Source organism: Kocuria sp. CPCC 205261, from assembly GCF_040981025.1.
In the GTDB taxonomy this organism is placed as follows: domain Bacteria; phylum Actinomycetota; class Actinomycetes; order Actinomycetales; family Micrococcaceae; genus Kocuria; species Kocuria marina.
The window spans coordinates 218,039-230,899 of the sequence record NZ_JAVKPU010000001.1 but is presented as its reverse complement, the minus strand read 5'-3'; the positions used below and the strand labels follow the sequence as shown (position 1 = coordinate 230,899).

Sequence of the window (12,861 nt, the reverse complement as noted above, 5' to 3'; positions counted from 1 at the left end):
GGGCGAGGGTGTCCGAGCGGTGTTCTAGACTTGTCCGCGTGAGTGAATCCCCTGACACCCTGAGCGAACTGGAGCAACGTCCGGTACTCGTGGTCGACTACGGCGCGCAGTACGCGCAGCTGATCGCCCGCCGGGTACGCGAGGCGAACGTCTACTCCGAGATCGTCCCGCACACCTGGTCCACCGAGAAGATCCTGCAGCGCAACCCCGCCGCACTGATCCTCTCCGGCGGCCCGGCGTCCGTGTACGCGCCCGGTGCGCCGCAACGGGACGCCGAACTGTTCGAAGCCGGCGTGCCCGTGCTGGGGATCTGCTACGGCTTTCAGATCATGGCCAACGCCCTGGGCGGGACCGTTGAGCGCACGGGTGTGCGCGAGTACGGGGCCACCGCCGCCTCGACCTCCGGGGACGGCGTGGGCACCATCCTGGACGGCACCCCGGACGTGCAGACCGTGTGGATGAGTCACGGTGACTCGGTCACCGCCGCACCCGAGGGTTTCACGACCCTGGCTACTACGGAGGGCGTCCCGGTGGCGGCCTTCGAGAACCGCGAGCGTAGGCTCTACGGCGTGCAGTGGCACCCCGAGGTCAAGCACTCCGCGTACGGGCAGAAGATCCTGGAGAACTTCCTCTTCGAGGGGGCCCAGCTCACGCCCACGTGGTCCACGGGCAACATCATCGAGGAGCAGGTGGCCGCGATCCGCGCCCAGGTGGGTGACGGCAAGGCCCTGTGCGGGCTCTCCGGCGGTGTGGACTCCGCGGTGGCTGCAGCCCTCGTGCAGCGCGCGATCGGGGACCGTCTCACGTGCGTGCTGGTGGATCACGGTCTGATGCGCCAGGACGAGGTCGCGCAGGTCGAGAAGGACTACGTGGCCGCCACGGGCATCAAGCTCCACGTGGCCCGCGAGCAGGACCGCTTCCTCGCCGCGCTCAAGGGTGTCACCGACCCCGAGACCAAGCGCAAGAACATCGGCCGGGAATTCATTCGCGCGTTCGAGGCCGCCGAGCAAAAGGTGCTCAGCGACGAGGCCCAGGACGGCCAGCCCGTCCGGTTCCTCGTGCAGGGCACGCTGTACCCGGACGTCGTGGAATCCGGCGGCGGCGAGGGTGCCGCCAACATCAAGAGTCATCACAACGTGGGCGGGCTGCCCGAGGACCTGCAGTTCGAACTCGTGGAACCGCTGCGCGCCCTGTTCAAGGACGAGGTCCGCGCCGTGGGCCGCGAACTGGGACTGCCCGAGAACATCGTGGGCCGCCAGCCGTTCCCCGGTCCGGGTCTGGGGATCCGGATCATCGGTGAGGTCACCGAGGAGCGCCTGGACATCCTGCGCCGCGCGGACGCGATCGCCCGCGAGGAGCTCACGCGCGCCGGTCTCGACGACGACGTGTGGCAGATGCCCGTGGTGCTGCTCGCGGATGTGCACTCGGTGGGCGTCCAGGGGGACGGTCGCACGTACGGCCACCCCGTGGTGCTGCGCCCGGTCAGTTCCGAGGACGCCATGACCGCTGACTGGTCCCGCTTGCCCTCCGAGCTGCTCGCCCGGATGTCCAACCGCATCACCAACGAGGTCGAGGAGATCAACCGGGTGGTCCTGGACGTCACGTCAAAGCCGCCGGGAACCATTGAGTGGGAGTGAATCCCACCGCGTAGAGAGCCATCGTCAGTTGCGGTGCGCCGGTCCGCCCCATCCCCCGTGGTGAGCAGACCGGCGCACTCGTGAGTAGGAGCGCCATGTCGACACCCGCCCCGGACCGTTCCCGAACAACCCCCCAGGACACGGGCGCCACGGGCGAGCGCGAACACCCCCGCGTGTCCCTGCGTTCCTGGACCCAACAGATGGACGCCTACACGGGCCCGGACACCCTGCTGGACTTCAACCAGGTGGACAACGTCTGCATCGATCTCACCGAGGCCAACTCCTCGGGGCAGGCACAGTTGCTCATGGGCCGTCCCACCCGGCTGTCCACGATGATCCACCAGGACAGCCCCGCGTACGAGCGCGCCGTGCGCTCGGCCCGGGCGCTGCGCACCAAGGTCCACGAGCTGTCGGTGATGCACGGTCTGGACGCCTCCTACCTGGCCGCGGGCACGGCGTCGTGGCTCGCCGATCCCGTGGCGGACGGGTTGCGCCGGTTCATCGCCCCGGTCCTGCTCGCCCCGGTCACGGTCAAGTTGCGCCCGGACCACAAGGACTTCGAATTGCACATCGTGGGTCCCGCCCACCTCAACCCGGCACTCGTGCGTCGGCTGCGCGAGGACCACGGCGTGGAACTGGCCACGGCGGAGATGTCCCGGCTCGCGTACGGCACCCGCAAGTTGGACCCCGCGCCCGTGCTGGAGACCCTGCGCCAGCTCGCGGCCCACGTCCCGGGCATGCACGTGGAACACCAGTTGCTGGTCTCCACGTTCGCGGATCTGCACGAACGTCCCGCGGACGAGCACGTGGTCGCGCACACCCAGTTGATCGAGGACCTCGCCCGGCTCAAGAACCCCGAGGTCGGCAAACTGCCAGTCGTGCGCCCCCTGACCGATCAGGCACCCGGTCTCGACGAGCGCGACCCCGCCCAGGAGCTGCTGCTCACGGACCTGGACGCCAATCAACAGGAGATCGTGGACCTCGCCGAACAGGGTGAGAGCTTCGTGGTCGCTACACCCGTGGGCACCGCCGCGGTGGACACCGTGGTCTCCACGGTCGGCGCGCTCGTGCACCGCGGCCGCAGCGTCCTGGTGCTCGGCGAGTCCCGCACCACGCTCGCCGCGTTCAACCGCGCGTGGAACCGCACCGGCCTGGACTCCCTCGTCCTGCCGCTGGGCTCCCACCTGAGCCCGGACGACGTCGCCGAGCGGCTCGTGCGCGCCGTCGCCCGCAACGAACGCGCCGAGCAGCCGCAGCTGGAACAGCACCTGGACGCCCTGCAGCGCAGCCGCGAACAGCTGCGGGTGCACGAGGAATCCCTGCACGCACTGCGTCCCCGCTGGCAGGCCTCGCCCTACGAGGCCATGCAGGCGCTCGCGGAACTGACCGCGCGCACCCCCGGACCGCAGACCGCCGTGCGGTTCCGCCGTTCCGTGCTGGACGCCGTGTCCCACCGCAGCGAGGTGCAGCGTCAGCTCCAGCGCGCCGCGACCCTCGGCGCGTTCGACGCCGCAGCGCTCGCGAGCCCGTGGCACGGTGCGCGGCTCGTCAACGACGACGAGGCCCGTGAGGCCCACGACCTCGCCAAGTCCCTGCTGCTCGAACTGACCACCCTCAAGACGGCCATGCGCCACGTCCTGGGGGTCTCGGGGCTGCGCGTGGGCTCGACCATCGGCGAATGGGAGCAACAGCTCGAACTCGTGATCGAGGTCGGGGAGTCGCTCGAGTACCTCACACCGGACATCTACGACCGGCCCGTGACGGACCTGATCGCCGCGACGGCCTCCGCGTCCTGGCGGCGGGACCACGAGATCGAGCTGAGCGGGCTGCAGCGCTCCCGCCTGCGCAAGGCCGCCAAGGAATACCTCCGACCCGGCGTGCACCTCTCGGACCTGCACTCGGCGCTCGTGAAAGTGCAGTCCGAACGGGACAGGTGGCGCGAATGGGCCACCACGCTCGAACAGCCCGCCGTCTCGGACCGCGCCGGGGAGACCCTGCAGATCCATCGCCGGTTCCGCGAGGACCTCGAGGGGCTCGCGATCGCACTCGAAGGCTCGCGCACTGCCGCGCGCCTGGAGACGGCCGGGGTGGACGAACTCCAGGAAATCCTGGACGAACTGATCAACGACGAGGCCCACCTCGCGACCCTGCCCGAACGCACCGTCTTGCTCGACGACCTGCGGGCGCGCGGGCTGGGGGAGTTCCTGCAGGATCTCGAGACCCGCGCGGTACCCGCCGAGCGCGTGGGCGAGGAACTCGACCTCGCGTGGTGGCAGTCCGTGCTCGAGGCCATGATCAGCGGTGATGACTTCGTGGCCATGCCGGACGGTTCCGAGCTGCGCCGCACGGAATCCGTGTTCCGCCGCGCCGATTCCGCCCACATCGCGGCCGCACCGGCGCGACTCGAGTACGCGCTGGCCGAGCGTTGGGCGCGGGACACCAAGCGCAACCCCCGGGAGGCCCGCGCGCTGCGGGACATGCTGCGCAGCGGTCACGTGCGCACCGAGGAGCTGGACCGGGTCCAGCACCTCACGCCGTCGCTCGTGCCCGTGTGGACCGCGAGTCCGCTCGTGCTCACCGCCACGCTGGGGGAGGAGCAGTCCGTGGACACCGTGGTGGTCCTGGACGCCGAGTCCACCCCGCTCGCGGCCACGCTGCCCGCGCTCGTGCGGGCGGATCAGGTCATCGCGTTCGGTGACCGCAACGCCGCGGGTCCTCAGCCCTTCACGGTGGCCCCGCACGTCGCGGCCCGGGACACTCCGCAACCCGTCGCGGACATCGACTCGGCGTACGATGCACTGACCCGCGTGGTGGACTCCCGGTCCCTGACCTCGGTGCGCCGGCCCATGGACCCCCGCTTGTTCGACTATCTCAACGACGCGTTCTACGACGGCACCCTGACCCGCGTGCCGCAGGCCTCGGAACTGACGAGCGTGAGCACGGGGATGTCCGCCGAGTACGTCGTGAACGGCGTGGGCGTGCTCACCGCGGGCAGCGAAGGGGTGCAGGCACCCACCGCAGAGGTCCACCGCACCGTGGACCTGGTCTTCGCCCACGCCGAGCGGCACCCCGAGCGGTCCTTGGCCGTGGTCACCGCGAGTGCGATGCATGCCGCCCGCGTGGCCCAGGCCGTGCAGCGTCGACTGCGGGAGACCGGTGAGTCCGCCGAGTTCTTCGCTCCGGGGCGGGAGTCCTTCCGCGTGGTCGAGTTGCACCGGGCCGCGGGGATCGAGCGGGACACCGTGATCTTCTCGCTCGGCTTCGGGCGCACCACGTCCGGGCGCAGCACCCCGCAGTTGGGTGCACTGTCCGAGCGGGACGGGCGCCAGGCGTTCGTGCGCGGGATGACCCGCTCGCGTCGCCATACGCACATCGTCACGTCCATCCACCCCAAGGACACCGAGCCGCGGCGGCTGCAGAACGGCGCCAGGGACATGTACCACATGCTCGAGATCCTCTTTGGGGAGGACACCACGTCGGAGCGCGCGGTGGCTCCCGCCGAGGACACCGACGCCGCCCCGGATGCTTTGGTCGCTGATCTCGCCCGACGGCTGCGGGGCGCCGGAGCCACGGTCCACACCGGCTACGCCCACATGATCGACATGGCCGCGTACGCGGAGACCGAGTCCTTGTCCGCGGGGGCTGTCACCCAGCGTGCGGCCACGGGCGAGCCCGTACGCATCCCGGTGGCGCTGCGCTCCGACGGGTCCGAGCGCAGCCGCGCGCTGAGCGTGCGCGAACGCTCGCGGCTCATCCCGCAACAGCTCGAACGCGCGGGGTGGAACTACGTGAGCCTGTGGTCCGTGGAGGTCTTCACGGACCCGCAGACCGTGGCTGGTCTCGTCCAGCGCTACCTCGGCCTGGGGCCCGATGCGGGGTCCGACTCGGAGACCGACGCGCGGAGAGTGAGCGGTTCGCGTGACGACTGATCGCCCGGCGGGCCGTCCTGAGTCCTCGCGGGACGGCTCGGACGCCGGGGACGGGCGCTCGCGGGACGAGGCGGCGCCGAAGGAGGTGGCTCCGGATCCTACGCGGGGCCCAAGGCCCACGGATGGCGAGGACGCCCCGGGCGCAGCGGTCACCTCGTCCGAGGGCGCCCCGGATGGTGCCACTTCCGACCAGCCCGGGGGACGCCGCCGCCGCGGCCACCGCCGCGCGACGGGCGGAACCGCGCCGGACGCGGAGTGCGCGCTGCGCACCACTGAGTGGGGTGTGGGCTCCGACGAGCTGGGCGGCGACGCCCCGGACCCCCGGGAGGCTGCCGCGGAGAGCGGCCACGCGCAGTGGTTGAAACAGCAGCGCCCGCCCCACTGGGGGTGAACCGGCTGCCGGATGGATCCGGTGGTGATTCCACCCGAGTCCGTATGACCTCGACCCGGGGCAGGGTTTTGCATGATCCCGCGTTCCCTCACGACGACACCAGGACGAGGGACACCCGACCCGTCCCGTCGAGCGTGGCCAGTTCCGCGGCGGTCTCACGGGACGCCGCCAGGACCACGAGCCCGGCATCCCCGTCGGTGCCCGACGCGGAGAGCAAGGACGAGGTGTCGGGGGAGCGCGGGGTCGCGGCCCACAGCACGGTGACCGATTGGGCCACGGTGCGACCGCGCCCGTTCGAGGCATCGTCGGTGTGGTGCACCACGTCCACCACGTCACCCGGTCGGACATGTCGTAGCACCGCGGGATCGCTCACCCGCACCGTCGCAGCGGTGGTCCCCTGGGGCTGACCCGTGAGCACCCCGGGGCCCAGCACGGTGGACGGTGTCACGGGTTGCCCCGCGGTCAGGGCGATCGTGGTGGTCTGCCCCGCGGCGTCGTCGGGACTGCTGAAGGCTGACGCGGGGGTGAGGGCGGACGGGAACTCTGCGACCGTGAGGTCACCAGGCGCAAGGGACTGGCCCGCGGGGATCTCCCGGGCCGCCGTGACCACGGGTGTAGTCTGCGCGCTCGGCGGGGCGAGTCGCAGGATCACGAGCGTCAGGGCCAGGGCACACAGCGCGGCGGCCACGAGGCGGTGGCGGCGCCGCACCGCGGTGCGGACGCGCAAAGCCAGCGGATAGTGCGGACGGGATCGGGAGCGCATACCCGGACGCTAGGCGGGCGGCGTCGTCGTCCCGGAGCGGCGTGGTGGATCGGTGGAGACCGGGGGTGGGCTCAGCGCCGAACACTCACCCGTGCAGTGCGCTCGCCGCGGTGAGAATCAGGCATGCGCCGGTCTGTCGACCCGGGTCCCGTCGTGCAGGGACGCCGCGCTGGTCCGGTCAGCAGCGGGCCCGGCGGAAGTGACCGTGGGAGCGACGTCGACTCAGGACGCGGAGGTCGACCCGCTCGCGGTCGAGGCGGAGGATGAGCTCGTGCCGCTGCCGGAGGTGGCGGACGCAGCGGTGCCGGAGTCTTTGCCTGCGCCCTTGTCCGCGGCCGGGGTCGCGGTGGCATCCGCCGATCCCGAGGTGCCGGAGGAACTCCCGCTCGAGGAGGAGTCCGAGCGCGAGTCGTTGCGGTAGAAACCGGAACCCTTGAACACCACGCCCACCGAGTTGAACTTCTTCCGCAACCGACCGCCGCATTCCGGGCACACCGTCAGGGCGTCGTCGGAGAAGGACTGACGGATGTCGAGAGCATGGCCGCAATCTTTGCAGGCATAGGCGTAAACGGGCACGGGTGTTCCTTCGAGGGGTGAGGGTGGTTTACCGACCTCACATCCTACTCGCCCGTCCACGGCTGCGATCACTGCCCGGAGGGCCCCAGGGGCACGACGCCGCGTTCCGTGAGGACGCTGCCGAGCACGGCATCGTGCGCTTCGTGGGGGACGGTCCCCGCCGGCAGCACCTCGTCCGCGTAGCAGCAGGCCATGGCCTCCAGCCGGTGCTGGGTCCCCGTGACGCGCGGCAGGAACCGGTCGTAGTACCCGCCCCCGAAGCCCAGCCGCACACCGGCCTCGTCCACCGCGACCACCGGCACGAGCAACACCCGCACCGCCGTGAACACCTCCGCCCCGTGCCGTTCCCCGGCGGGTTCGAGCAGCCCGGGCAACGCCCCCTGGACCAGAGGGGCATCCGGGTGCCACTGCACCCAGCTCAACTGCCGCAGGGGTTCCACCACGGGCAACCAGACCCGGTGGCCGCGGTGATGCGCCTGCGTGAGCGCGGACAGCAGGGGCGGCTCGTCCGGCAGCGGCAGGAACGCAGCCAGGGCACCCGTCCCGGTCCCGGCGAGGACGCGCGCCAGGTGCTCCGCGAACCCCGTCTCCGCCCGGTGCCGTGCGGCCGCCCCACGACGACGCCGCCGCGCCAGGATCCGTGCGCGCAATCGCGCCTTGTCCTCGGGGACCGGGGATGCGTCCGCGGGGGATGCCGTGGGGTCCATGCGTCGTCGACCGTCCTTCCCTGTTCACCGTTGGGAGTACATTTCCCGAGAATTCTCGCATTCCCGGTATCACACGGGCGTTGGAACGCGGGCGCCCGTGTGCGGTCGTTTACCCTGATCCCATGAGTCGTGAAGAGACCAAGCGCGTACACAAGGCCGTCATCCCCGCCGCGGGGTTGGGCACCCGATTCCTGCCCGCCACCAAGGCCATGCCCAAGGAAATGCTGCCCGTGGTGGACCGCCCGGCCATCCAGTACGTGGTGCAGGAAGCCGTGGACGCCGGCCTGGACGACGTCCTCATGATCACCGGCCGCTCCAAGCGCGCCCTCGAGGACCACTTCGACCGCGTCCCCGCGCTCGAGGCGCAACTGGATGCGTCCGGTAAGAAGGCCCTGTTGGCCGAGGTCGAGCACGCGTCGGACCTGGGCGAGATCCACTACCTGCGGCAACAGGACCCCAAGGGGCTGGGACACGCGGTGTTGCGTGCCCAGACCCACGTGGGCGACGACCCGTTCGCGGTGCTGCTGGGCGACGACCTGATCGACGAGAAGGAAGACCTGCTCGCCCGGATGATCCGCGTGCAGGAGCGCACCGGCGGTTCCGTGGTGGCCCTCATGGAGGTGCCCCGCGAGAACATCAGCGCGTACGGCTGCGCGGACGTCACCGCCGTCGAGAGGGAGGACTACGTCCAGGTCAACGGCCTCGTGGAGAAGCCCGCGCCGGAGGACGCCCCGTCCAACCTCGCGATCATCGGCCGCTACGTGCTGCACCCGGAGATCTTCGAGATCCTCGAGAACACGGCCCCCGGTCGCGGTGACGAGATCCAGCTTACGGATGCTATGCAGACCATCGCGGACCGCGGGGATGCTGCCCACGGCATGTACGGCGTGGTCTTCAAGGGCCGCCGCTTCGACACCGGGGACAAGCTGTCCTACCTCAAGGCGAACATCGAGCTCGCGTGCGAACGCGAGGACCTCGGTCCGGGCCTGCGCGCCTGGATCAAGGACTACGCCCGCGACCTCGAAGGCTGAGGTCCCCACCTTCGTGAACACGGCTGCAGAATGGCCGGTCACCCTTCAGTGGGCGCAGCTCGTGCTGCGCCCACTGGCCATGAGTGACCGCGGTGAATGGGACCGGGTGCGCTACCGCAACAAGCAGTGGCTCGAACCGTGGGAAGCGAGCAACCCCGAGGCGGACGGCGCGGCGCCGTCGTTTCGTGGTTTCGTGCGCTCCATGACCAAGCAGGCGCGGGAAGGGCAGACCCTGCCGTGGCTGATCACCGAGCAGGACCCCGGGACCCGGCGCCACGAACTCGTGGGGCAACTGACCGTCTCGGGCATCACCCTGGGTTCGTTCCGCTCCGCGACGTTGGGCTACTGGGTGGACGGCGCGCAAGCCGGGCGCGGGATCGCCCCCATGGCGGTGGCCATGGCCACCGACTACTGCTTCGAGCACCTGCGGTTGCACCGGATGGAGATCAACATCCGCCCGGAGAATGCCAAATCACTGCGGGTCGTGGAGAAGCTGGGTTTCCGGGACGAGGGGCTGCGCCCGCGGTTCCTGCACATCGCGGGTGACTGGGCGGACCACCGAAGCTTTGCGCTCACCGCGGAGGAGGTCCCGGAGGGGCTCGTTCGTCGGTTCACGGGCGAGGACCGGGGGATCACCGTCCGGCGCGCGTCTCGCTGACAGCCATGGGAAAAGGCTCCGGACGGCGTCATAACTGCATCGAATTACATTGATGTGAGCAACACGCGTTTGCGTTGCGGGGGATCACGGCGCGGTGTCCTACGCTGAGACGGTGGGATTGTCGTGGGTGAGCAGCTCGGCCGTATTGGCCATTATCATCGTGCTGTGTGTCGTGCGGTTCGCACCGCGCGTGGCTCGGCGCACGAACGCTCCTGTTCGTGCCCAGGTGGAGGCCCCAGAGCTGCAGACCGGTGCCGTGATCCACAGGCAGGAGCGCGTGGGCGCGGAGTCCACTACAGTGCACACAGTAGCCTCATCACACGTCCACGAACGGGAGACGAAAGCCATGGAGACAACGGCACCCGCGCCGGGCGCGACCACAGTCCAGCGCGGTTCCCTGGCGGGGCTGCGGATCAAGTGGGACCGCACCATCATCTTCCTCACCGGGGTGTTGCTGCTCCTGGCCGCCGTGGTGAGCGCTCTCGCCGCACCGCTGACCGCCGTGTCCTGGGCCGTACCCGTGGTCCTGTTCCTGCTGGGCGCCGGGTGCGTGGCCGGTCTGCGCTACCTCGCCGTCACCGACCGTGAACAGCGCGCCGCCGCCCGTCCCGTCACCGCGGACGTCGCCCCCGTGCAGTACGCGATCTTCGACAACGAGGACGAGGACCGCCAGGAAGCCGCTCAGCACGACCGCGAGCTGCACGCGTCCCTGGATCTGCCCGTGGACGGTGAACAGCCCGCCACCGGAACCGCCGAACGTCCCGCGGAACCCGTCTACACCGTCGCTGAGTTGCGCGCCGAGGCCCTCAAGGTAGCCCGCAGTGCGGCACCGGCCGCGTCGAGCGCCACCACGTGGCAGCCGGTCCCGGTGCCCAAGCCGCTCTACACGCAAGCGCCCGTGGTCGAGCGCAGCGAGCCGGAACCCCTCCGCGTGCCCGAGCGCCCGGCAGCCCGTTCAACGTCCCTCAAGGAAGCCATGCGCGCCGGCGAGCAGGAGCCTGCGGCGCTGAACCTCGACGACGTGTTGAAGCGACGTCGGGCCTGAGAGCTCTGCAGAACATTCGTTGACAGCAACGCGCCGCGGCACCCGACCAGGGCCGCGGCGCGTTCCACACAGGGAGCACCATGGTCACCCAACAGGTCGAGATCGAACGCAAGTACGATGTTGCGGGGCAGCGCACCCCCAGGCTCAAGCTGCACAAGCTCAAGAACTTCACCGTGGGTGATCCCGTGGAGCACGAGATGAGCGCCACGTACTACGACACCGCCGATCTCGCGCTCGCGCACGCGAAGGTGGCCGTGCGGCGTCGTACGGGCGGCAGCGACGACGGCTGGCACGTCAAGTACCAGGCTGGGCAGGTGCGCGGGGAACTGCACTACGAGCCGCTGAAGACCTCGGCGCAGCGGATCCCCGCCGCGCTGCGCAAGGTCCTTACCGGCCTGACCCTGGGCGAGGAGCTCACCCCGGTCGCGACCATCAACACCCACCGCACGGTGTACCCGGTGCTCGGGGAGGACGGTCAGTACGCGGAGCTGTGCCTGGACGCGGTCAGCGCGCGCGACGAGCGCGGCCGGGTCACGCGGGAATGGTCCGAGTGCGAGGTCGAGCTCACGCGCGACGACCTCACCCAGAAGCAGGCGCGCACGGTGTTCGAGGCCGTGGAGTCCGTGCTGTACGCGGCGGGGGCGGCGCCGTCGTCCTCGGTCGCGAAGATCGCCCGCGCCCTGGGCCAGGACGGTGGCGACTCGGTGCGGGTCGTCGCCCCGGAGCACGCCGCAGAGGCCGGTGCCTCCGACGACGCCGCCCTCCCGGACCACGCCAGTTCCGGCACCGATGACGCCACGTCCTCGGACGGTGGTGTGAGCGAAACAGATGCCGCGAAGGCGTCGGCGGAATCGGAGCGGGGTTCGGCCACGAAGTCCGAGATGACGGGCGATGCGGAGACGGACAAGGGCTCCGGCAAGAAGCCGGGCAAGAAGGCCAAGGCCGAGAAGACCGGGAAGAAGTCGAAGAAGAAATCAGGGAAGTCCTCGGACAAGGACTCGCAGGCCCCCGCTGCTGCGGAGCCGGAGCCCGAAACGAAGTCCGAGCCGACCGGAGCGGACGTTCTCGCGGCGATGCTCGCCCGCCTGACCGGGGAGCTGCAGCGGTGGGACTTCGCCGTGCGGATCGACGCCCCGGACTCGGTGCACCAGTTGCGGGTGCGCTCGCGGGCGTTGCGGGCCGTACTGCAGGCCGCGCGTGGGTTCGTGACCGAGGACGTCGTCGCGGATCTTGAACAGCGCCTCAAGGGTGTTGCCAGGGTCCTGGGTGATGCCCGCGATCAAGAGGTCGCCCGTCAGCGACTCGACGTGTTGCTCGAGGCCCAGCCCTCCGGCGTGGTGACGGAACAGGCCAAGCAGGAACTGCGTGCCGCGGCCGACCAGCTCGGCGTGGTGGCGGGCCGCACCGTGCGCCGGGAACTCGACGGTGCCGCCTACCTGCAACTCGTGCGGGACCTGCGAGCGCTCGCGGTGGGCCAGGACATCACCGAGGACGCGGCGCAACTTTCGGCCAAGGACTTCGCCAAGACCGTGCTGGGTGCCGCGTTGAACCGTGTGCTCGTCTCCGCCAACGCCAAGGTCCCGGACGCCGATGTCGCGACCGACGTCAGCGACATGGCTGCCGAAGTGGGTCGACGCATCACCCTCCCGGGTCTGGACGCAATGCAGACCGCCGCGGCGTTCGACGTGGTCCACGAGACCCGCAAGGCCGCCAAGTCCGCGCGGTACGTGTCCGAGGCACTGGGGCACGCCCACGCCAAGGCGGGCAAGAAGCGGGTCCGTGCGGCCGCGGTGGCCAAGGACTACCAGGACGATCTGGGCGTGATCACGGACGCCGCCGTCATGGAGGAGTGGTTGGCCCGGGCCGGCCGGTCCTTCCAGCGCACGGGCAAGGACCGCTACGCGGTGGGCCTGCTGCACGGGATGGAGTTGTCCGACCTGCGGGACGGGATGCTTGAGGCGCCGGAGATCCTCGAGGATCTGGTGGAGGACCTGTGCGAGGTACTGCCGCCGGAGGACTGACGAGCACCGCCCCGCCCCTGGGGTGGATCCCAGGGGCGGGGCGGTGCTGTCGCGCGGTTGCGGGCCCGTGATGTTGGGCACTGCATTCGTGGCGGGGCCGTCT

The 12,861-nt window shown here is 70.5% G+C and carries 10 protein-coding genes; 7 read left to right on the top strand and 3 right to left on the bottom strand.

Annotated features, from left to right (window positions below; all coding sequences use genetic code 11):
- The first annotated feature begins 38 nt into the window (after positions 1 to 38).
- The 3 genes from guaA to RF646_RS01040 all read left to right on the top strand — a co-directional run bounded on the left by guaA (position 39) and on the right by RF646_RS01040 (position 5,957).
- Positions 39 to 1,637, top strand: coding sequence for a glutamine-hydrolyzing GMP synthase (gene guaA, locus RF646_RS01050; RefSeq protein ID WP_064847319.1), 1,599 nt, complete (start codon positions 39 to 41; stop codon positions 1,635 to 1,637).
- 95 nt (positions 1,638 to 1,732) lie between these two features.
- Positions 1,733 to 5,566, top strand: a complete 3,834-nt coding sequence (locus RF646_RS01045; protein WP_368834990.1) for a hypothetical protein — start codon at positions 1,733 to 1,735, stop codon at positions 5,564 to 5,566.
- Positions 5,556 to 5,957 carry a hypothetical protein gene (locus tag RF646_RS01040; RefSeq protein ID WP_368834989.1) on the top strand — a complete coding sequence of 134 codons (402 nt, stop codon included), beginning with the start codon at positions 5,556 to 5,558 and terminating at the stop codon, positions 5,955 to 5,957. Before RF646_RS01045 ends, RF646_RS01040 begins: the two co-directional genes overlap by 11 nt.
- 88 nt (positions 5,958 to 6,045) lie before the next feature.
- Here RF646_RS01040 and cpaB read toward each other — a convergent pair whose 3' ends face one another.
- From cpaB to RF646_RS01025, 3 genes are all read right to left on the bottom strand, one after another.
- Positions 6,046 to 6,720 (bottom strand): Flp pilus assembly protein CpaB, encoded by a 675-nt coding sequence (cpaB, locus tag RF646_RS01035; RefSeq protein ID WP_144998372.1) that lies wholly within the window; start codon positions 6,718 to 6,720, stop codon positions 6,046 to 6,048.
- A 222-nt stretch (positions 6,721 to 6,942) separates the two neighbouring features.
- Positions 6,943 to 7,296 carry an FmdB family zinc ribbon protein gene (locus RF646_RS01030; protein WP_368834988.1) on the bottom strand — a complete coding sequence of 118 codons (354 nt, stop codon included), beginning with the start codon at positions 7,294 to 7,296 and terminating at the stop codon, positions 6,943 to 6,945.
- Between the two features lie 68 nt (positions 7,297 to 7,364).
- A complete protein-coding gene (locus RF646_RS01025) occupies positions 7,365 to 8,003 on the bottom strand; it encodes a 5-formyltetrahydrofolate cyclo-ligase (protein ID WP_368834987.1) in 639 nt (212 codons plus the stop codon).
- A 122-nt stretch (positions 8,004 to 8,125) separates the two neighbouring features.
- Here RF646_RS01025 and galU point away from each other — a divergent pair, with 122 nt between their 5' ends.
- From galU to RF646_RS01005, 4 genes are all read left to right on the top strand, one after another.
- A complete protein-coding gene (gene galU, locus RF646_RS01020; protein WP_368834986.1) occupies positions 8,126 to 9,034 on the top strand; it encodes a UTP--glucose-1-phosphate uridylyltransferase GalU in 909 nt (302 codons plus the stop codon).
- Between the two features lie 13 nt (positions 9,035 to 9,047).
- Positions 9,048 to 9,692 carry a GNAT family N-acetyltransferase gene (locus tag RF646_RS01015; RefSeq protein ID WP_085106443.1) on the top strand — a complete coding sequence of 215 codons (645 nt, stop codon included), beginning with the start codon at positions 9,048 to 9,050 and terminating at the stop codon, positions 9,690 to 9,692.
- Positions 9,693 to 10,038: 346 nt separating this feature from the next.
- Positions 10,039 to 10,737 carry a hypothetical protein gene (locus tag RF646_RS01010; RefSeq protein WP_085106444.1) on the top strand — a complete coding sequence of 233 codons (699 nt, stop codon included), beginning with the start codon at positions 10,039 to 10,041 and terminating at the stop codon, positions 10,735 to 10,737.
- A gap of 80 nt (positions 10,738 to 10,817) precedes the next feature.
- A complete protein-coding gene (locus RF646_RS01005) occupies positions 10,818 to 12,758 on the top strand; it encodes a CHAD domain-containing protein (RefSeq protein WP_368834985.1) in 1,941 nt (646 codons plus the stop codon).
- Positions 12,759 to 12,861: the final 103 nt, after the last annotated feature.

Excerpts from the sequence above, each read along its gene's own strand:
- RF646_RS01045 (WP_368834990.1), top strand. The coding sequence starts at position 1,733 with ATGTCGACACCCGCCCCGGACCGTTCCCGAACAACCCCCCAGGACACG.
- cpaB (WP_144998372.1), bottom strand. The coding sequence starts at position 6,720 with ATGCGCTCCCGATCCCGTCCGCACTATCCGCTGGCTTTGCGCGTCCGC.
- RF646_RS01025 (WP_368834987.1), bottom strand. The coding sequence starts at position 8,003 with ATGGACCCCACGGCATCCCCCGCGGACGCATCCCCGGTCCCCGAGGAC.
- galU (WP_368834986.1), top strand. The coding sequence starts at position 8,126 with ATGAGTCGTGAAGAGACCAAGCGCGTACACAAGGCCGTCATCCCCGCC.
- RF646_RS01010 (WP_085106444.1), top strand. The coding sequence starts at position 10,039 with ATGGAGACAACGGCACCCGCGCCGGGCGCGACCACAGTCCAGCGCGGT.
- RF646_RS01005 (WP_368834985.1), top strand. The coding sequence starts at position 10,818 with ATGGTCACCCAACAGGTCGAGATCGAACGCAAGTACGATGTTGCGGGG.